The organism is Campylobacter gracilis (assembly GCF_001190745.1).
Lineage (GTDB): Bacteria > Campylobacterota > Campylobacteria > Campylobacterales > Campylobacteraceae > Campylobacter_B > Campylobacter_B gracilis.
The window spans coordinates 1,834,562-1,855,160 of the sequence record NZ_CP012196.1; the positions used below are offsets into that span (position 1 = coordinate 1,834,562).

A 20,599-nucleotide genomic window follows, 5' to 3' on the forward strand; every position below is an offset into this window, starting at 1 on the left:
GCTCGCGCCGAATAAATTTTAAAATTTTACTTATCCGCGAGCTGCGCACGGCAAATGGTTTAAATTTCGTCGTTTAAATTTGCATATCGCGGCTAAATTTGCTCGGCGCGCGGTAAATTTCATACCGTTTTTAAATGCGCTGTATGCCGCCGAAACGCTCGCCTGCTTCTCAAAAACGATCGCGCGAGGCTTAAATTTAGTGACAATGCACAAAGGCGCGTAAATTTAAAAACGCCAAAACGCGCGATGAGCGGCCAGACCTAGCCCTCCTCGCCCAAAATCAGCCTAAGCGCGATGTTTGCCTGATGAGCGGCACAGATCGCCACGCGCGGAGCGAGCAGTCCCACACCCTGAGCTGCGGCGCTTTTACGGTCGCCGCAGACGAAGACGTTTTTGCCGAGCCGCGTCGTGCGGATCTCGTTGGCGTCGCCGCTGCCCGCCATGCCGCTAGCGCAGATCAAAAAGCGATCAGTGCCGCCGAATGCGCCAAAAATCATCGCTTTCGCCGCCGCGTCGTCGAAGCACTCGCAAATTATACGCTCGTTTTTTAAAATTTCGGCTACGTTTTGCGCGGTAAGTCGCTCGTTTAGGGTTCGCACGCGCACGAACGGGTTTATGCGCGCGATTTTTTCGCGCAGAGCGGCCGTCTTAGGCTTGTAAAGATCGCCGATCTCGTACTGCTGGCGGTTTAGGTTGGTCGGCTCGACGACGTCGAAGTCGATCAAAAAGAGCTCGCCCACGCCCGCGCGCGCAAGTAGGATCGCGACGTTGGAGCCGAGCCCGCCGAGCCCGCAGATCGCCACGCGCGAGCCTTGCAGCGCCTCGTTTACGGCGGGGGCATTGCGAGCAAGCATCAACTCGCGAAGCTCCTGCGACGATAGTTCCGCGCCGCGCGCGAGCAAAAAGAGCTCATCTCCCGCCTTCAGCTCGCAGTTTTGTGTGCTCGCATAGCCATTTATCACGGCGATCTCGCCGCTAAATTTAACTTCGCGCTTAAGCCCCTCAAGATCGCTCGCGCCCGTTTCGTAAGCTTTGCCGTTTAATTTTATCTGCATTTTAATCCTAAATTTTATCTTTTTGCCGTCTAAATTTATCGCGCAAATTTAAGTGTACGGCGCCTCATATCTGCGCGAAAATAGCGTGCATTTATACGGTATTGCGGCGCGATCGCGACAGATACTACACAGCTGCGGCGCACCGTACAAACGCTTGGCACGAGCTGCGGCGCAAGCGGAGCGTACCAAGCGCATCGCACGCGATTTTAATCCGCAAATTTCATCCTGCTTTTAACGCGTAATTTTTAGCCTCGCGCATTGCATTCGGCTAATACCGCGGCGCGTCGTAGAAGCCCGTACGGCAGCGCAACGCAAGCCAAATCCGTTAAATTTTAACGCATTAATCCCCGCCTGTCGGTTAAATTAAAGTTGCACAAAGCGCTAGAACGATCCGCCGAACTTAAAAGCCGCTAAACGCCCAAACAAATTCGCGCTGCGGCTAAATTTAAAATTTCAAGCCCAACCGACGAAAAAGCGGCACGCCGCAGCATACGCCTCAGCGTGCATAGCGGCAGAGATCTTGGGATAAATTTTAAAAACTCTGCACCCAAATCCCGCAACTTCGGCGTAAATTTTAATTCCCGTGCTCAAGCTTTTAGCGCCGACGCAGTTTTAAAGCCCACATCTGCCGCGGCGGTTGGCGACGCAAATTAACGCTCGCCGCAATAAAATTTAAACTCTATCGCCGCGGAGCGAATTTTAAAACTCCTGCGTTCTGCCGCCACGGCTTAGTTCGCTTACAAAATTTAAAAGCTCGCCGCAGGCGCCGGGCCACCGCAGCTTCCTCATAAATTTAAAAACCCAAACGCCGCTATATCTCCGCGCCGCCGTACCGCTTAAAATTTTAACGACGCGCATGCAAATTTTAAGCCCCAGCTGCTGTGTCGCCATGCCGCTTAAAATTTAGCGGCTTCCGCGCGGATTTAAACTTCGGGGCTGCCGTAATTTTTAACATAATTCCAAGCTCCGATCTCAGCCGCCGCCTACAAACTCGACGATCTCATATTTTTTGCCGCTTGAGATCTGCGTGCGCTCCCACGCCTCTTTTTTTAAAATTTCGCCGTCGCGCTCAAGCGCCACGAAGCGCAGATCATGTCCGCGCGAGCGCAAAAACTCGCTCACGCTCATATCCTGCGCCAGCTGCAGAGGCTCGCCGTTTACGCAGATCTCAATCATCGCTCGCTCCCAAGCTCTCGCGATACTCCTCGTAAGTTCCCCTAAAATCGACGATTTCGCCGTCTCCTTTGAGGTGCAAAATTCTATTTGCGAACGCGTCGATAAGCTCGCGGTCGTGGCTCACGCAGATCGCGCATCCCGCGAAGTTATACAGCGCTTCGCCAAGCGCGATGATCGCCTCAAGATCGAGGTGGTTATTGGGCTCATCTAGTACTAGCAGGTTGGGGCGTTGCAGCATTAGCTTACTTAGCATCACGCGGTGCTTCTCGCCGCCGCTTAGGCTGCCCACGCTTTTCTCCTGCTCCGCGCCGCTAAAAAGCATGCGCCCAAGGCATTTGCGAATTTCATCCAAATCCCTATTTTGCGGGCTTTGTAGATATTCGTAGAGCTTGAGCTCGCCTGAAATTTTATTATTCGTATCCTGCGCGAAGTACCCGGGCTCGATCGTGGCGCCCATGTGAACCTTGCCGCGCTGCGGCGCGAGCTCGCCCATGATGATCTTGCAAAGCGTGCTTTTGCCCACGCCGTTTCGACCGATGATGCCGATCTTATCGCCGTGAGCGAGCTTGAGGTTAAAATTTTTCAAAATCTGAATATCGCCGAAGCTCATATCCACGCCGCTTAGCTCTAAAATTTCATTACCGATCTCGCGCGCGGGCTTGAATAAAATGCTAGGCTCTCTGCGCGAAGAGGTCGCAAGCTCGCTAAGATCGAGCTTGTCGAGCTGTTTTTGACGGCTCGTTGCCTGCTTTGCTTTGCTTGCGTTGGCGCTGAAGCGAGCGATAAATTTTTCAAGCTCCGCCTTTTCTTTGAGCTTTTTTTCGCGCTCAAACTGCGCCTGTTTGGCGATTAGATTGGACGCGATGAACCAGTCGTCATAATTGCCGCTAAATTCGCGTACCCGCCTAAAATCGACGTCGAGGATGTCCGTGCAGACGCGGTTTAAGAAGTGGCGGTCGTGGCTGATGACTACGAGCGTGCCCGTGTGGCGATTTAGCTCAAACTCGAGCCACGAAATGGCGTCGATATCGAGGTTGTTCGTAGGCTCGTCCAAAAACAGCACGTCGGGACGCGGGAAGAGCACCTGCGCGAGCAGAACCTTAAATTTATCGCTCGTCTCGATCTCGCTCATCTTTTTATCGAAGTCGTTTAGCCCCAGCGAACTTAAAATTTTCTCGATCCGCGTTTCGTATTCATAAGCAGGATCCTCCTCGGCGCAGATCATCTCAAGCTCGCCTAGGCGCTCATTTATCTCGTCGTTAAACTCGCCCGCTTCGTAAAGCTGCGTCTTTTCGCGCACGGCGTCATAGAGGCGCTTGTTGCCGTAGAGTACGGCGTCTTTGACGCTGAAGCTTTCAAAGGCGAATTGATCCTGCCCTAAAACGCCTATTTTAAGCCCGCTTTGTATTAAAATTTCGCCGCTACTTGCTTCGATCTGCCCGCTTAAAATTTTAAGTAGCGTCGATTTGCCCGCGCCGTTTGCACCGATGAGACCGTAGCGCCTGCCCTTATCGAGGCTTAAATTTACGTTTTCAAAAAGTAGCTGTTTGCCAAAGCGCATCGTTAGATCTTTGATTTCAACCATATTTTTCCTTTTAAATTTCTCTTTGCATTGCCTTGCGCGCGGGCTTCTACCGGATTCTACGCGCAAATTTCATCTCGCAGTTTTATTGCGACTTTTGTGCCGCTTCACATTTATCGATGCCGCGATGAAATTTCTCCTATTGTAGCTTAAAATTCTGAAATTTCGCCGAAAGGGTGCAAGCCGGCGCGGTTAAAATTTAAACCGCTAGAGCAATTTAAATTTTAGCCGCTGTAATCGCTATCGCGAGTGATGATGAGCGTGTAGTTCGGATACGCCGCGCGCACCTGCTTACAGACCGCGCGAAATGTCGCCTCCATATCGGGCGCTGCGAAATCGACGATAACGTCGAAGCTGATCGAGCGCTTCGGCTCATCGAGATAAAATCCATGTATCTGCGAGACGAACTCATGCGAAAATGCCATCTGCTTAATATGCTCGTAGATCTCGGCGGCGCGCGGATCGTTCCTGTTAAACGCGTAAATTCCTACGGTGTCTAGGATGATATTAAATTTCGCAAAAACGGCGTTTTGGATGCGGCGCGTAAGAGCATCGATCTGCGCCGCGGTCGTATCACTTGCGACCTCTATATGCACTGAACCTACCATTTTATCGGGTCCGTAGTCATGAAACATCAGATCGTATGCGCCGATGACGCCCTCAAAGCCCCGCACGACGTCGTAAATTTCATTTGTAAGCTCCAGGCTCGGGCGCGAACCCAAAAGCTTGCTGATCGTATCGCGTAGAATTTCATACGCCGTTTTGATCAGAAGAGCCGAAATTATCGCGCCCAGATACGCTTCCAAGCTCAGTCCGAAAATAAGCGAAATCAAAGCCGCTACGAGGGTGGCTAGCGATACGAGCGCATCGTATTTGGCGTCCACGCCGCTAGCGACGAGCGAGTCAGAGTTTACACGCTCGCCCGTCTTTTGCGTATAAAGCCCTAGGCTAAATTTTGCCGCGACGGCTACGGCGATGATGACGAGCGAAACCGCATTATAATTTGCCGCTTGCGGATGAATGATCTTTTTGATCGATTCAACGAGCGAGACGCCGCCGGTGTAGAGGATGATGACGGCGATTACGATCGCGCTTAGATACTCGATCCTGCCGTGTCCGAAGGGGTGCGCGCGATCGGGCTGCTTGCTAGCAAGATGCACGCCCACGATCGTAATGACGGATGAAAGCGCGTCGCTTAGGTTATTTACGGCATCAAGCACGACCGCGATCGAGCCCGAAATCAGCCCCACGACGCCCTTAAATGCCGCTAAAATTACATTTGAAATGATACCGATCGCGCCGGTGCGAATGATGATTTTATCCCTGCTATACGCAGCCTGAGGCACTTCCATTATCTCTCCTTTGAAATTTTACTCTAAGCCGCAATCGCTGCGCGTGTAGGTCAGATCGGCGATTTTTTCGCCGCTTTGCAGAAATTGTCGCACGCCTATGTGCTTTAGACCGCCCGCTTTCATCGTCGCGCATACGTCCTTTTGCCTATCAGCGCGCAAAACTCTCTCAAAATTTTGCTTGATCTTAGGATCTACTTTATCCCAAATTATGTTTTTTAGGGTCATGGAAACTATAAATTTATCGCCTTCGTACGTAGCCGCACCCAACTTTATATCTTCAGTCTCTGGGTGACTGTGCCCATTTACGGCGTCCGCCAAAGCCTTGCAGCGCTCGGCATCGGCATCTCCCGCAAACGCCGCGCTGCAGATAAATACGCCGAACAGGGTGAGTATAAATTTTTTCATTTTCATCTCCTTATTTTTATTTGAAATCTATCATATTAAAATTTTAAATTCAATCTATTTTTTGAAATTTAAAGACCTATTTGCGCGGCGCAAATCCGCGAGCCGCCAAAATTACTTACGTTAAAATAGCGGCGTAAATTCCATAAATCACCGCTAGAAATTTTCTAAATCGCGGCAAAAATTCTTTAAATTCCGCGTGAAATTCTATGAGCGGAAATTTTTGCGACGTATCACATGCGCTCGCTCAAAGCGGCGTGCGGCGAGATCGTCCGTATCTTTTTTAACTCGCCTTTAAGTTATAGATTTAACGCAGCTTAAAAAAAGCTCCAGCCAATCCGCCTCGCGTTTAAATTTATAAATTTAATGCAGTTCCGCGTTGAGTTTGATCGCGCGCTTGCTAACGCTTGCCGTAATCTGCCCGCTTTGACTGTTTTGTCGGAAGTGCAGTCCGCTAAGCCCGGCAAGCTCAAGCCCTTTATAAATTTCGCGATCAAATGCAAAGCCCGCATTTAGCGCCGCTAGCACCTCGCGATCCTTTTGCGCGATAAAAACCTTCGTGCCCTCAAGTACCGCGATACCGGCATCCACGATGCAGCGATCGCCTAGCGGAATGCCCGTGACGGAGTTTGCGCCCAGCAAGCAGTGCTTACCGATGCTCACGGCATTGCCGTTGGTGCCGCTTAACACACCCAAAATCGACGCGCCGCCGCCTATATCGCTGCCCTCGCCCACGACGACCGAGCTGCTGACGCGCCCCTCGATCATAACGCTACCGGTCGTACCTGCGTTGAAATTCACATACGCAGCACCCGGCATCACGGTCGTACCTGCGGCGATATGCGCACCCAAACGCACCTTTGCGTCATCTAAAATCCGAACGTTTTGCGGCGGTACGACGTGGCTTAGGTAGCGCGGAAATTTATCGACGCTGATTATGCGTGGATAGCGACCTTGCATTTTTAAAGAGATTTCGTTTTCACGCAGCCACCAAAGCTCGATTGGGCGGGCATTTTCGTCCCATGCGACGTTCGGAAGCACGCTAAATGCGCCGTCTAGATTGAGCGTGCGCGGCTCGCAGAGATTTAGCGAAAGCGCGTAAAGCTTGAGATAGACGCTCTCGACGCTTTTCGGCGCGGCATCCTCGAAGATGAAGCTAGTGCAAAAGCTCGCGTGCTCGTCCGATTTCATCGCCTCTTTAACCGCAAGCAGCACCTGCAGATTTTTGTGCGCGCCCTCTTTGGCGTCTGGCTGTAGAAATTTTAAAGCCTCGATCGCCTTTTTTAGGGCTTTGTGCGTCAGCGGAAGGACGCACTCACTACCGCTAAAATCCACGACCTCGCCGCACTCGGCTAGAGCATGGATTAGCACTGCTGCGCTTACTAGCCCATCTTTAAAATTTACGTACGCATAATTCACACTTAGGCTTTTATGCCCCTCCGCACGCCCCTTAAATACGCGACCGATCGCCCACATGATCGGATCGCGATAGCCTTTGGCTGCTCGCACGCCCTGTATAAGCTCATTCAACTCCTCTATCGTTTTAAATTCTTTAGACATTCTTACTCCTAAAATTAATTAAAAATATCGTTTATTTTACCGCTTTTTAGGCACTTTTCGCGATCAGCTTCGATTTGTTTTTTAGTCTCAGCGTCCTTGGCAAACACGTTTTCATCTATCAAAATACTTGGTAAATTTATTACAGCCGAGCTATACGAACCGCCAAAGCCGCTTAAATTTTGTCCAAACTCTTTTTTGATGCGCTCATTTTTGCTACTTATATAACCGCCCTCGCAATGAAAATCCGATCCGCCGCCAACACAATAGCACTTCATCTCCGTATCTCCACTATATCCGCGATCATCCATAAAATAGATATTTTCTTTCAAATTTATACTGCTTATCGGATTAAAAACGAGTACGGCTAGAATTTTATTATTATGCGGATTTGACACCTCCCAGCGTACGGCACGATATGAACTTAGCATCACTACAAGCGGCTTTTTCGATTTTTCTAGCGCGACGACTACTTTATTATCATTCGCATCACTTTCGTAAATGGCAGCTAGCCATATATCGAAATTTTGACCTTTTAGCTTAGCAGCTACCTCGCTTTGCTTATAAAAATTTGGCTCATCCTTAAAATCCACCAAAAGGCTAGTGGTATGCCAATTGTTGGCGAACCAAACCTCGATCTTGTGGCGCCCTTTGCTAAATTTATGGGTGACGGCTTTGTTTCTAGCATTTTCGGAGTCGTATATCTGCTTGCCGTCTATCGCAATACGTAAATTCGCCCAACTAAAATCCGCCAAAATCATCTTTTGCACATCCTGCTTGAAGTCGAAAATCCCGACCCAGTAGGCAATAAATTTTTCGGAAGGTATCTTGTGAAAGTTATCGTAAGCGAAATTTAAATTTATATTTTCGACCGTTTCCGAGAAAACGACGGTTTTCGGATCGTCTTTATTTAAGTAAAAAGCCAAAAACTTATCCGCCGGAATCTGCTTGCCCGCTGTGATCTCACTCGCCCATTTTTGTGTGTCGTTAGCGTTTGCACAAGCAAGAAATACGTAAAAAGCCAGTAAAAATACTCTTAAAATTTTCATTTTTTCCTCCAAATTTTAAATTTTATCCTACCTAAACACATCATCCATCTGTGTGCTTTCGCATTTCTTGCGGTCCGCTTCTACCGAGAGTAGGCGAGCTTTGCTTTCGTCTAAAATTTTTGGAGTAATAACAAGCCCCGGCAAATCTAAGGAATTTACGGCGTGCTTGCCGGCAAATGCCCCCAGGCCTCTGCCAAATATCCCGTTTACGCGCCCGTTCATATCATAAATCTCGCTGCCGTCGCAGTGAAAGACATTGCCCGAGATGCACTCGCATTTAAGCCCATCTGCAGCCTCTGTGTATCTGTAATCCTCGACGTAAAGCGCACCGCTTACACCACGGACGCTACTAATGGGGTTGTAAATTAACACGGCTAGAATTTCGTTATTTTGCGGATTTGAGATCTCCCACTCCACGGCGCGATATGAGCTAAGCAGTAGCACGATGGGCTTAGCGGATTTGGCTAAATTTAGCTTGACGCGATTATTCATCTGCGCGCTTTCGTAGATCGCGCCAAGCCACAGATCGTAGTCTTTATCCGCAGGGATCTTAGCCACGGCGTCCTTTTGACGATAAAAGGGCTCTACATCTTTAAAATCCACGAAAAGCTCGCTGGAATGTGCATCATTTAAAAACCACGCTTCGATCTTGTGCTTGCCCTTGCTAAATTTATACGTAAGCGGGCGCTTTTGATTGCTCGACGTCCCGCCCAGCACGTCCGTGCCGTCCACGGCGATTACCAGCGTGGACCAGCCGTAATCTCCTAGCACCATCTTTTCGACATCTGCGTCGAAGTTAAACTCGCCGACCCAATACGCCATAAGATTTGGAGACGGGATTTCATGAAAGGAATTTCCTTCGTAATTGACGCTGATGCGATCGACGTTTTCAGAGAAAACCACTTTCTTAGGCTCATCTTTATTCAAATAAAACGCCAAAAACTTATCCTGCGGGATCTGCGCGTCCGCGGTAATCTCTTTCGCCCATTTTTGCATATTGCTCTCTTGCGAGAACGCCGCAAATGCAAGCACCAAAATAATCAAAAACCTCATTACCGACCTTTCTTATTTCGTATAAAAGTAAAATCCCTAAACCTAAAAGCCCTAGGCTTAGGGATTTTGCCGCCTTGGCTCCACAGCCTATACGAATGAAATTCTAGCTGCTTAAATTTCAGCTGCGCGAGAAATTTCCTTGCCGCGACGCTACGGATAAAATTCCACTCCAAATAAGCTTTACAGAGGCTTTCGCAGATAAATTACACTGCCATGCAACCCGGCGAAATAAAATTTTAAACTAGCGCAATGCTGTGGCTACCACTAAAAAGCTAGGCGCGATAAATTTCAAGCCTAAAATTCATATTAAAGCCCCATCTTAAAATTTTAAAACAGAGCTTTAGCGCTAAAATTTCACATTTTAAAATTCCTCGGCAAAGCTTTATGCTTAAAATTCTGCATTTAAAACTCCAAAGCGAAGTTCTACGGCAAATTTTACCTCATTGAATTGCGCGTTTGGAATTTAATTTTCGCCGTTAAATTCTGCGCTTAGAATTTTATCCAAAACCTCATGCAACGGAGCTTGGACAAAATTTAGCTCGAAATTTCAAACTACGAAATTTCATAGCGGAATTTTTACCAGAAATTTCGAGCTTCAAAATTCAGCGTGAAATTCCGAGCCACAAAACCCGCGTGAAATTTTACCCGCTAAATTTACGGGCAAAATTCTATGACGGATTTGTATACCGAAATTTTGCGAGCATTATAAAATTTGCAGCGAAATTAAGCGTGAAATTTCAAACTATGAAATTCCGCGCCAAATTCTAATCTGCAAAATTCACGAGAAATTCCACGCAAAATTTGACGCTGCGCCCGCCGAAGCCCTAATTCGAGCAGGCGCTCTTGCCGTCCATCACCGGCTGGATCGCGGAGTTATCCGCCAGCTCCTCGCGGTCGATCTTCTCGATCTTTTCCCACAGCTTGCGCGCGGCATCTTCGTAGCGCTTTGCGCTTAAAGAATCGGGCGCATAGAAGCTTACCGGCTTGCCGCTGTCGCCGCCCTCGCGGATAGCTATCTCGATCGGGATCTCGCCGATTACTTCGGTGTTGTATCGCTGCGCCAGCTTTTGCGCGCCGCCGCGACCGAAGATATCGTACTCCTTGCCGTTATCGGGGCAGATGAAGCCGCTCATATTCTCGATAAGGCCTGCAATCGGGATGTGGAGCTTTTCGAACATATCAAGCCCGCGCGCGCTGTCGTCCAGCGCGACTGTCTGCGGCGTCGTAACGCACACGCCCGCCGTCACCGGCACGCTCTGAGCCAAGGTAAGCTGCGCGTCGCCCGTACCCGGAGGCATGTCCAAAAATAGAACGTCCAGATCGCTCCACGCCACGTCTTTTAGCAGCTGCTCGATCGCCTTCATTATCATCGAGCCGCGCCAGATTAGGCTCGCGCCCTCCTCCATCAGCACGCCCATGCTCATCATCTCCACGCCGTGGCTTAAAATCGGCTTTAGCTTCTGCCCTACGACGCTTGCTTGCGTCTTATCCTCTCCTAGCATTCGCGGCAAATTCGGTCCGTAAATATCGGCATCCAAAATTCCCACCCTCTTGCCGAGCTTTGCCGTGCTGATGGCTAAATTTAGCGTCGTCGTGCTCTTGCCTACGCCGCCCTTGCCGCTGCTGATCATCACGAAATGCTTGATCTGCGGCGCGATATTTTTGCCGCTGCGAGAGTTGCTCTTTTCCTCGGCGATCTTGGGCTGTTTGATTAAAATTTCCACGTCCGCACCGAGCACCTTTTGCACCGCCGATCTGAGCTCTGCGGCGATCTCCGGCTTGGCGCTGGGGATTTCGATCTCTACGAAAATTCTATCGCCGATCTCGACCTCTTTTACAAATCCAAAATCCACGATGCTTTTAGAAAAGCCCGGATAGATCACGCTTTTAAGCAAATTTAAGACTTCGTCTTTACTCATTCTTTCTCCTTATTTTCGGTTAAATTTCTACTGATTTTATATGCGCAAAATTTCGGCCCGCACATCGAGCAAAACTCCGCGCCCTTGTAAATTTCATCGCCCAGGCTCTCGTCGTGCAGCTCGCGCGCATGCGCAGGATCGAAGCTAAGCTCAAACTGCCTGTTCCAATCAAAATTATACCTCGCATCGCTCATCTCGTGATCGCGCTCTATCGCGCCCACTTTGCCTAGCGCGACGTCTGCGGCGTGAGCGGCGATCTTATGCGCGATAATGCCCTCTCTGACGTCTTTTGCATTGGGAAGCCCCAGATGCTCCTTGGGCGTTACGTAGCAGAGCATGCTGGCGCCGCAATACGCAGCCATCGTCCCGCCGATAGCCGAGCTGATGTGATCGTAGCCCGCACCGATGTCGGTCGGAAGCGGCCCCAGCACGTAAAATGGCGCGTCGCGGCAGAGCTTGCGCTCTAGCTGCATATTAAGCTCGATCTCGTTAAACGGGATATGCCCCGGACCCTCGATCATCACCTGCACGTTTTTTTCATTCGCGCGCAGGGCCAGCTCGCCTAAAATTTCAAGCTCGCTAAGCTGCGCCCTATCGGTCGCATCGTATAAGCAACCTGGGCGCAAGCCGTCACCTAGAGATAGCGATACGTCGTAGGCGGCGCAGATATCGCAAATTTCATCAAACGCTTCGTAGAAGGGGTTTTGCTTATGAAATTTCATCATCCACGACGCTATCAGCGAGCCGCCCCTGCTTACGATGCCCATCTTGCGGCGAGACAGCAGCGGCATAAACTCGAGCTTAAAGCCCGCGTGGATCGTGAAATAATCCACTCCCTGCCGCGCCTGCTTCTCGATTGTACTAAGAATAGCGCTCGTTTTTAAATTTTTAATATCGCCCAGCTCATGGATCATCTGATAGATCGGCACCGTGCCTATGGGTACGGGCGAGCGCTCGATTATCGCGGAGCGGATCTCGTCCAAATCGCCGCCCGTGCTTAGATCCATCACCGTATCGGCGCCGTACTTTAAGCAGACCTCAAGCTTCTCCAGCTCGCCCTCAATATCGCTCGTCGTGCCCGAGGAGCCGATGTTGGCGTTGATCTTGCACCGTAGCGCACGCCCGATACCGATGGGTTTTAGACTTTTGTGATTAACGTTTGCGGGGATAATCGCTCTTCCTTGCGCGAGCAGATCGCACAAGGCCCGCACGTCCATGCGCTCGCTTTGTGCAACCTCTCTCATCTGCGGCGTCAGCTCGCCCTTTTTTGCAAAATAGATCTGTGATACGCAGCTTTCGGTCATTTTCGCCTCGTTTCTTAAAAATGCGCGTATAATATAACAAATTTCATTAATCCTTACTTTTCTTTTGCCGTTTATTTTCGTAACGTAGGATGAAATTTTACCGCCGCGCCGCGTAAATTTACGCCTAAGATTAAGATATTTTAGCCCGCGAGTCGCGATTAATTTTGCTTTCATTTTTAATACGTATAATTTCGTAACAAAATTTCAAGGATAAAATTTGAAAGATATATCGCTGATTTTGCTCGCCGCGGGCGATTCGAGCAGGTTTGAGCTCCCCGTCAAAAAGCAGTGGCTGCGCGTGGGCGAGCTACCGCTTTGGCAATATGTTGCGCAAAATATCGCACGGGCGCACCCATTTAAAAAAATCGTAATCGCCGTAAACGAGGAGGACGTGAGCTATTGCGAGCGCCTCTATGCGTGCAGCCTGGCCTCGGCGCGCGGCAAAAGCGCAGAGTGCGGCACGAGCGAGTATAAATTTCAAAGCGAGCAGGGCGGGATCGGATGCGGCGCAGATGATCTAAACGACGCAAGCAAGCCGCGGGGCGCGGAAAATTTTAAAGCTCAAGTCGAATGCGGCGCAGATGAATGCGGCTCTGTAAATTTAAAATTTCACTTCGCCCCCGGCGGCGCAAATCGCCAAAGCTCGCTAAAAAACGCTCTGAAACTCGTAGATAGCGAGCTCGTGCTCGTAAGCGACGTGGCGCGCGCGCAAATTTCGCCAGGGCTGATCTCCTCGCTGATACGAAATTTAGGCAGTGCGGACTGTATCAGCCCCTATCTTGGCGTAAACGACACGACCTATCTTGGCGAGAACGTAGTGAAGAGAGAGGAGCTGCGCCTCATCCAAACGCCGCAGCTTTCGCGCACGGCGCTGCTTAAAAAGGCGCTTGATGGAAACGAAATTTTTACCGACGACAGCGCGGCAGTCGGCAGCGCGGGCGGACGGTTAGAGTTTATAAAAGGCGAAGCGGGCGCGCTTAAGATCACGCGCGCAAGCGATCTGGCGGCGCTAAATTTAAAACCATGCTCGCGCGATATTTTTTATGGTACGGGTTACGACGTGCACGCGCTTGAAAAAGGCGCGGGCATCATGCTCGGCGGCGTGCAGATCCCGTGCGAGTTCGCGCTGATCGCACACAGCGACGGCGACGTAGCGATCCACGCTCTAATCGACGCTATTTGCGGCGCGGCGATGTTGGGCGACATCGGCGAGCTTTTTCCAGATAGCGACGCCAAGCTTAAAGGCGCGGATAGCAAGGAGCTGTTACGAAAGGTAATGCGGCGCGTCAGAGGCTACGGCTACGAGCTCGTAAACGCCGATATTACGATCATCGCGCAGCGCCCGAAGATCGGCGCTTACAAAGCGCAGATGCAAAAGGTCTTGAGCGAAATTTTAAACTGCGCGCGCGTCAATGTCAAAGCAACCACGACCGAAGGGCTGGGATTTACGGGCAGAAGCGAAGGCATCGCCGCGCAGGCTGCGGTAAGCTTGAAATTTTACGACTGGCAAAAGCACGTAGCAAAGGTGCAGGGCACATGAAAATTTTGATAATCGAGAGCGAAAGCTATCTTGCGCAAAGTATCGCAAACAAGCTGGGCGCGCTGGGGCATGAATGCACTAACGCGGCGAGTTTGGCAGCCGCGGCGAGCCTTGCGGAGGAGTTTGAGGCGGTGCTGCTCTCTACGAGCTGGAGCGGCGCGAGCTTTTATCCGCTGATCGAAAAATTTAGGCGCTCGATCATAATTTTGATGGTCGCCTACGTCGATAGCGAAACGGTGCTAAACCCCGTAAAAGCGGGCGCCACTGATTATATCCAAAAGCCATTTATGATAGAGGAGCTCATAAAAAAGATCGAGCATTACGCGCAGTTTCGCTCGCTAAAATCGCAAAATGAAGCCTATGAAGCGCTGCTTAAAGAGGCCTCCCTTTCGTGCGAAATACTGCACACGCGTTTAACGCAGATAAAATTTCCACTTCTTTTACGCGGCGATGCGGCAGCGCGAGCTGCGGCGGTATTTAAGATCGCGCTTGCGCTAAAATCGCGCCTTAAAATTCTATCCGCGCAAAGCCTTGAGCCGCTAGAACGCGGCGCGGAGATTTTTTACGTACCAGATTTTGACAGCCTAAGCGGCGCGCAGAAGGAAAAATTTATAAGCAAAACCAAATCCATGCGCGTAATCGCCGGATCTATCAGCGCGCAAAAGGGCTTTAGCGACGAAATTACGCTTGGCAGCAGCAAAGAACGCAGTGAAATTTTAAGCATTGAAGAATACGTAAAGCTCACGATCGTAGCGCACCAAGACGAGTATTTCGACTCCGATCTGGCGGCCGCCTTAGGGATTTCGCGAAAATCGCTTTGGGAGAAAAGGAAAAAATATGGCATCGCAAGAAAAAAATAGTCGCGCGCATCCGGTACGGATCGCAGACGAGATAGAAATTTCGAGTGATACCGGCAATTTGCACGAAATAAAACCGCTTGAAAGCGAAGGAATTTTAAGCGGCACAAAAACTCTAAACGTCGCAAGAGCTTCGAGTGACGCGGCGCAGAATTTAGAAGCGAAGCAAAATTTAAAAGCATCGCAGAGCTCAAAAGCAAGACAAAATTCAAAAGCAAAGCGCGATTTAAAAACGATGCGAAATTTAAAAATGTCAAGGACGAGTAATGCCAGAAAAGATGAGGCGCTAGCTAAGGGAGCGACAAGGAATTTAAAAGCAGAGCAAGCCAGAAGCGAGAGCAAAGGTGCAAATAATAGCGCAACGCAAATCCGCAAGATAGAGATCTCGCGCTCCGACCTAAACGTCCTGAGCCTACTCGCAAACGGCGCTTTCGGCAAGAGCTGCGAACTACTGCGCCCAAGCAAGCTTAGCATCTGCGGCATAAATTTCGTTTTTTCCTACGCGGGCGCAAAAAAAGGCGATATTTTGGAGCTTTACCTCAACAAGGACGGCATAGCTGAACGCACCAAAAATTCGCTTAGCGGCGATAGCGGCGCGTATTTGCTAGCTAAAGAATTGCGCAACTTGCAGGATGAAGTTTCTGCCGCGGCGCAAAATGAGCAGAGCTTTGCGAAAAGCGGCGCAGGTTTCGCGCGCACTGCAAGTGCGCAAAGCGCTATAAACGCCACAAGCGAGGGCTTAGACCATATAGAAAGTCTTGCCGCGAGCTATGATCAAACTTTTACTTGCAGCACAGATGCAAAATCCGTAGCAAATTTGGCGAGAAATTTTATCTCAGATTCCACCGAAAATTTCATCAAAAATTCCGCTGCAAATCCAGTCTCTTACGAGCTTGTCGCGCGCATAGACGTTAGCGATGTTTATGCCCCAAGCGCAAGCGAGATCGCAGGCTCGGTATTTCAAAACGCGTACGCAGAGCAAACTGCGGTGCAAGGGCGCATCACGCTGCTAAAAAATGAGCTTGCAGAGCAAATCGCGCGCATAAAAAAAGTCGCAAGCTCGCTTGCCGCGCCTAAAATTTCAGCGTTTTTTACCTGCGCCGATCCGATCCACCGCGTGCATGAGCGGCTGATTAGGCATATGATCGATAAGGCGGATTTCGTGGTGATTTTTTTAACCGGCACGAGCAGCGCGGATGCCCTGCCCTACGAACTACGCAAAAAAACGCTAAGCTATTTGCTGCAGAATTTTTTGGTCGCGCAACGCGCCATGATGATCGATCTAGGCTCGCTTGCGATTTTTGACGATAAGCCCGCCTTGCAATGCGCGATTGCGAAAAATTTAGGTATAAACAAAATAATTTTCGGGCAAAATCACGCGAATATGGAGCTATTTTTCGAAGGCGGCGGCGTGCATTCGGTGCTAGACGAGTATCAAAAGCGCGGCGAAATCGAGATTTTGCTGATGCCGGAATACGTCTATTGCGAGAAGTGCAAGGTGCTCGTAAGCACCAAAAACTGCCCTCATGGCGCTCATCATCACGTGCATTACCGTACGCAAAATCTCAAGGCACTGCTGCGCGCGGGGATTTTGCCGCCCGCGATTTTTATGCGTAAAGAGATCTCGGCGATGATTTTAAGCGAGCTTTTCCCCGCGCGATTTTCAGATCTGCAAAAGCTCTACGACGAGCTTTTTCCAAACAGCGGGATCTTGCAGAGCCACGGCGAGAGCGAGTTTTACGAGCAGCTTATGCAGCTGTACCAAACCAGCGCGCTAAAGACGTAGCGTTTGAGGGCGCAACGCAAAAATGACGTGGAATTTGCGGAAGCTAAGCAGAGGGTAAAATTTCGCGACGTTAGAATTTACGGCGGCTAGACGTAAAGTAAAATTTCATAGTGCAGAAAGAAAGGACTGCGCGGAATTTTATAGCATAAAGAGCGGCGGACGCAGATTTGGCGTAAAATTTTGTGGTGCGACGAAGCTAAATTTTTAGAGCATTAGCAGCGGTACGATAAAACGAGCTTTAAATTTTAAAGTCTTGGCTTCGTAGCAAATTATAACGGCACAGTAAATTTTGCGGCGAAGCGGATTTAAATTTTTAAGGCGCGATGGATATGTAAATTAGCAGTACGGCGGATCTAAAATTTAAGCTTTCGGCAAGCGAGTTTAAATTTAGCCAGATGCTCGCAGTAAATCGCGGCGCATAAATTTGGGCGAGGCACAACGACTGCCGCTCGCGCAAAATGCCGTGCGTTTGCTGACGGGTTTGAAATCTCCGCGCAGTCGAGCAAAATTTTAAAATTTTTACGCAAATGAGTAGAATTTTAAAATTCCTACATTAGCGAGCGAAATTTTGTGGCGAGCGAGTAGAACTGATTTCGTGCGGGCGGGCGAATTTAAATTCTACATGCACGAACGAAATTTAAAATCCTGCGCGTAGGCGAATTTAAAATTTTCGTGCGAGCAGATGCTCTAATTAAAATAAGCGGTAAAATTTTAAAAAGCAAAATTTAAAAGGATAGTTATGGATAAAATTTTCGTTACATTTTTCGGCGCGGGGCTACTAAAACCCGCGCCCGGCACCTGGGGCAGCATCGCCGGCTGGATAGTGGGGCTTGCGATATTGATGCTGGCGGGCGAAGTGACGCTGTTTTTATGCGCCGGTCTCGTCTTTTTCGTCTCGCTTAAGATCGTAGGCGATTACGAAAGGCGGGTAGGCGCGCACGATAACAGCGAGATCGTCATCGACGAGGTCGTGGGGGTGTGGATCGCGATGTGCGTCGCCGCGCCCGCGGGCGAGATCTTTTCGCTGCCGCTGCGGGAGCTGATCGCGGGCTTTGAGAGCAGCAGGATATCGATCGTCGCGATGATTTTGGCGCTGCTGTTTTTCAGGGCGTTTGACATCCGCAAACCCTCGATCATCGGGCGCGTGGATCGCGACGTAAAGGGCGGGCTCGGCGTGATGCTAGATGACATGCTGGCAGGCTTTTTCGCGGGGCTTGGGGTTTTGATAGTTATCTCTTTGGGGGTCAAGCTCGGCGCCGCGGGATTGATTTTTTAAGCTTTTTTGGGCGGATTGCTGAGAATACAGCGCGATTGTAGGCGCTATCAAGCACCGAAATTTTAAAACCGCATCTTGAGCGCAGCTTATGAATTAGCGCAAATTTTAACTTCTGAGACGCGAGCTCGCTTGGAATTTAAAATTTAAGCGGTATTTATCCGTGCAGCCTGCAAATAAAGCAAACGTAAAATTTAAAATTGTGCACGAGTCGCGATAAAATTTGCGTGGCCTTAAATTTTAAATTTCGCAGCCTGCAGAATTCTACGATATAAAAATTTAATTGCGCTGCAAAAATCAAAATTATGCCGCCTGAAATTTCGTGCGGCCAAATTTTAAAACAAAGCGGCAGGCGCAGCTCGCACGTAAAATTTTAAAATTTATCGCTAATCGTAGGCAGTCTAGCAGGGCGTGCTATTAAATTCCAGCAATATTTATGGTTTTGCTTGTAACATTGCCGCCACATGCGGGTAAGCGGCGCAAAAATTTAAAGGAACGAAAAATGCAAAAGAGCGCGATTGAGATACGTGGCATTCCCGCCGCCGTTTGGGGGAACCGCTCGGAAAAGGTTTATATCTACGCTCACGGGCAGGACGGAAGTAAGGAGGATGCGGAGCTTTTGGCTTCCGTCGTTTGCGAGCAAGGCCGGCAGGTTATTAGCTTTGATCTGCCCGGGCACGGACAGAGGCGGCGCGAGCCCACTTCTTGCGATCCGCAGCGCGCTATTTTGGAATTTCGTGAAATTTTATCGTATGCAAAGAAGCGCTGGGGCGAGGTCGCGCTGTTTGCCGTTAGCCTAGGGGCATGGCTCGGCCTACAAAGCTTTCGCGACGAAAAGCTTAGCGACTGCCTCTTCGTCTCGCCGATACTTGATATGAAATACGTTATTTCAAATATTATGCGTAGGGCTGGAGTTAGCGAGGAGCGATTGAAGCAAGAGCGGATGATTTTGACACCTGCCGGGCAACCGCTTTTTTGGGAATATTGGAGTTTTGTTTTGAATAATCCGATCACTAAGTGGAAAACGCCCAGTAGAATTCTATATGCAGAAAACGACGATATGACGCCTCTTTGTATCGTTAGAAATTTCGCGCAGAAGTTCGACTGCGACTTAAGCGTTATGAAAAACGGCGAGCATTGGTTCCATACGCCGCAGCAGTTAGATTATTTACGCAAATGGATCAAATCAGTGGTGAGAATCGGCGATAAAATTCTATGAGAGATTTTTAAAACTCATATCCAAGCCCGCACCGATAAAATTCTGCGCGCTTGTGGAGTGCGAATTTCATAAATTTAAGATAATCTTGATATTTTGCCTTAATACGCTTGTTTTATAAGGCGTTTTTTGTAAATCCCAGCTCACATCGCCCCGTCGTGCTAGGAATCTAGCTTCAAAGCCCCATCTCATAAATTTAACCGCAATGGCATAAATCACGACCGATATGAATTGCAAACTAAAATATGATTAGAATTTAACCGATAGGCTGTCAATACAAATACAAAAATGCCGATTTTAAAGCTAAATTTTAAAAAATGTCTATAAAGATGAATTCTTGAGATCTTATGTTTTTGGCAAGAGGTGCGAGCCGACGTACGGCTACGCACTTCAACTAGCACTATCGCGCTCATGCTATACGGACGCTTTACGAATCCATAGCAGTCGCGCGATTAAATTTTAAAAATTATTTGCCTATTCTAAAGCCATTTAGCTTCATATAAGTCGTATCTTTATGAAATGCTTCGCAGCGCTCCCTGTTGCGGTTAATGTTCTCAGTTGTGAAGAAATAGCCATCACTATCTTGACGCAAGGTGATCGTCGCGCAAAAGATCATATCGTTTTTCAGTTTCGGTCCTACGCCATAGGTAAAGCTTTGATTGACTGCTAAGCTACGTGCCAGATCGCTATCGCTAAACTGTCTGGAACCCGTCATGCTCTTTAGCTCGCGAAAATTTCCTTGATTTAAGTAATCGCGCTGTATATCTTTAAATACGCCTTCAAGCTCGACTGCGTAAGCTTTTACTAAAACCTCATCCTTAGCACCGCTTAATTTTGGATATATTATTTTTACTATCACGAAGATTATAATAGCTAAAAATATTATCCCGCTTACGCCGCCGCCTACTGCCGCACCTTTTCTCATTTTCATCATTTTACTCCTTCGTCGATGTCCTTTACCAAGGCATCTATTTTTTTATTAAGCATGAAATTTTCATAGCTTTTTTGGATATAGGCTTCAAGCAGTTCGCCCGCATCCAGATGATCGCTGCCGCGAGTTAAAATCCGCCAGTCCCTGCCGAAGACCTTCGCAAAGTCATCATCCAGGCTTATCGCGTATTTTTTCGTCAAAGACTTACTCGTCAGCTGAACCGAAATTTCTTTCATTTCTCGCCTAAATTGTCGCCTGCCAAGATATCGTCGATCTGCTTGCTTAGATCCTCATCGCTCATCTTGCGATATGCCAGATCGTTTTCAAGCGTGCCAAGCTGCATTCCCAAAGCCTCGTTTTGCGCCTTGACCGTCGCTAGCTCGGTACGTAGCTTCTCGTTTTCGTCTCTAGCCTCGGTGTATCGTCTAATCAGCTCAGCTACTTTATTACTTAAGCCCTCGACCTTTTTCTCTTCGTCAAAGATTGATTCCATTATTTCGCCTTTTCTGATATAATTTAAATAAAAATATTACCCAATTTTGGCTTT

19 protein-coding genes are annotated in these 20,599 nt (G+C 49.0%); 5 read left to right on the forward strand and 14 right to left on the reverse strand.

Features of this window, described 5'->3' with window-relative positions; all coding sequences use genetic code 11:
- Positions 1–260: 260 nt before the first annotated feature.
- The 11 genes from thiF to thiC all read right to left on the reverse strand — a co-directional run bounded on the left by thiF (position 261) and on the right by thiC (position 12,449).
- On the reverse strand, positions 261–1,055 hold the full coding sequence (gene thiF / locus CGRAC_RS09175) for a sulfur carrier protein ThiS adenylyltransferase ThiF (protein ID WP_005871352.1): 795 nt from the start codon (positions 1,053–1,055) through the stop codon (positions 261–263).
- Positions 1,056–1,754: 699 nt separating this feature from the next.
- Complete coding sequence (locus CGRAC_RS09185; protein ID WP_005871347.1) at positions 1,755–1,946, reverse strand: hypothetical protein; 192 nt, start codon at positions 1,944–1,946, stop codon at positions 1,755–1,757.
- Between the two features lie 81 nt (positions 1,947–2,027).
- Positions 2,028–2,231, reverse strand: a complete 204-nt coding sequence (thiS, locus tag CGRAC_RS09190; RefSeq protein WP_005871344.1) for a sulfur carrier protein ThiS — start codon at positions 2,229–2,231, stop codon at positions 2,028–2,030.
- On the reverse strand, positions 2,224–3,816 hold the full coding sequence (locus CGRAC_RS09195) for an ABC-F family ATP-binding cassette domain-containing protein (protein WP_005871342.1): 1,593 nt from the start codon (positions 3,814–3,816) through the stop codon (positions 2,224–2,226). Before CGRAC_RS09195 ends, thiS begins: the two co-directional genes overlap by 8 nt.
- A 221-nt stretch (positions 3,817–4,037) precedes the next feature.
- Positions 4,038–5,165: a cation diffusion facilitator family transporter gene (locus CGRAC_RS09200; protein WP_005871339.1), complete on the reverse strand. Its 1,128-nt coding sequence runs from the start codon at positions 5,163–5,165 to the stop codon at positions 4,038–4,040.
- A gap of 18 nt (positions 5,166–5,183) precedes the next feature.
- Positions 5,184–5,570, reverse strand: a complete 387-nt coding sequence (locus CGRAC_RS09205) for a hypothetical protein (RefSeq protein ID WP_005871338.1) — start codon at positions 5,568–5,570, stop codon at positions 5,184–5,186.
- A gap of 360 nt (positions 5,571–5,930) precedes the next feature.
- Positions 5,931–7,127 (reverse strand): tetrahydrodipicolinate N-succinyltransferase N-terminal domain-containing protein, encoded by a 1,197-nt coding sequence (locus CGRAC_RS09210; protein WP_005871336.1) that lies wholly within the window; start codon positions 7,125–7,127, stop codon positions 5,931–5,933.
- 14 nt (positions 7,128–7,141) lie between these two features.
- Entirely contained in the window at positions 7,142–8,173 is a 1,032-nt protein-coding gene (locus tag CGRAC_RS09215) for a hypothetical protein (protein WP_040303961.1), read from the reverse strand.
- A 27-nt stretch (positions 8,174–8,200) separates the two neighbouring features.
- Positions 8,201–9,226, reverse strand: coding sequence for a hypothetical protein (locus CGRAC_RS09220; protein WP_005871334.1), 1,026 nt, complete (start codon positions 9,224–9,226; stop codon positions 8,201–8,203).
- A gap of 824 nt (positions 9,227–10,050) precedes the next feature.
- Positions 10,051–11,145, reverse strand: a complete 1,095-nt coding sequence (locus tag CGRAC_RS09225) for an Mrp/NBP35 family ATP-binding protein (RefSeq protein ID WP_005871331.1) — start codon at positions 11,143–11,145, stop codon at positions 10,051–10,053.
- The gene (gene thiC, locus CGRAC_RS09230) at positions 11,142–12,449 is read right to left on the reverse strand and encodes a phosphomethylpyrimidine synthase ThiC (protein WP_040304013.1); all 1,308 of its coding nucleotides are present in this window, start codon (positions 12,447–12,449) and stop codon (positions 11,142–11,144) included. Before thiC ends, CGRAC_RS09225 begins: the two co-directional genes overlap by 4 nt.
- Before the next feature lie 217 nt (positions 12,450–12,666).
- Between thiC and ispF the strand changes: the two genes are divergently transcribed.
- From ispF to CGRAC_RS09255, 5 genes are all read left to right on the forward strand, one after another.
- Positions 12,667–13,989 carry a 2-C-methyl-D-erythritol 2,4-cyclodiphosphate synthase gene (gene ispF / locus CGRAC_RS09235; protein ID WP_005871329.1) on the forward strand — a complete coding sequence of 441 codons (1,323 nt, stop codon included), beginning with the start codon at positions 12,667–12,669 and terminating at the stop codon, positions 13,987–13,989.
- The gene (locus CGRAC_RS09240) at positions 13,986–14,849 is read left to right on the forward strand and encodes a response regulator (protein ID WP_005871327.1); all 864 of its coding nucleotides are present in this window, start codon (positions 13,986–13,988) and stop codon (positions 14,847–14,849) included. Before ispF ends, CGRAC_RS09240 begins: the two co-directional genes overlap by 4 nt.
- Entirely contained in the window at positions 14,827–16,632 is a 1,806-nt protein-coding gene (locus CGRAC_RS09245; protein ID WP_005871326.1) for an ATP-sulfurylase family protein, read from the forward strand. Before CGRAC_RS09240 ends, CGRAC_RS09245 begins: the two co-directional genes overlap by 23 nt.
- 739 nt (positions 16,633–17,371) lie before the next feature.
- On the forward strand, positions 17,372–17,908 hold the full coding sequence (locus CGRAC_RS09250) for a phosphatidylglycerophosphatase A family protein (protein WP_005871322.1): 537 nt from the start codon (positions 17,372–17,374) through the stop codon (positions 17,906–17,908).
- Between the two features lie 499 nt (positions 17,909–18,407).
- A complete protein-coding gene (locus CGRAC_RS09255) occupies positions 18,408–19,124 on the forward strand; it encodes an alpha/beta hydrolase (RefSeq protein ID WP_040303959.1) in 717 nt (238 codons plus the stop codon).
- A gap of 463 nt (positions 19,125–19,587) precedes the next feature.
- On the opposite strand, the gene CGRAC_RS09260 is transcribed toward CGRAC_RS09255, so the two are convergent.
- The 3 genes from CGRAC_RS09260 to CGRAC_RS09270 are packed head-to-tail and all read right to left on the reverse strand — an operon-like array spanning position 19,588 to position 20,545.
- Entirely contained in the window at positions 19,588–20,055 is a 468-nt protein-coding gene (locus CGRAC_RS09260) for a hypothetical protein (protein ID WP_005871318.1), read from the reverse strand.
- Positions 20,052–20,288, reverse strand: coding sequence for a hypothetical protein (locus CGRAC_RS09265; protein WP_005871317.1), 237 nt, complete (start codon positions 20,286–20,288; stop codon positions 20,052–20,054). Before CGRAC_RS09265 ends, CGRAC_RS09260 begins: the two co-directional genes overlap by 4 nt.
- On the reverse strand, positions 20,285–20,545 hold the full coding sequence (locus CGRAC_RS09270) for a hypothetical protein (RefSeq protein WP_005871316.1): 261 nt from the start codon (positions 20,543–20,545) through the stop codon (positions 20,285–20,287). The genes CGRAC_RS09265 and CGRAC_RS09270 overlap by 4 nt, the downstream gene beginning before the upstream one ends.
- Positions 20,546–20,599 lie beyond the last annotated feature (54 nt).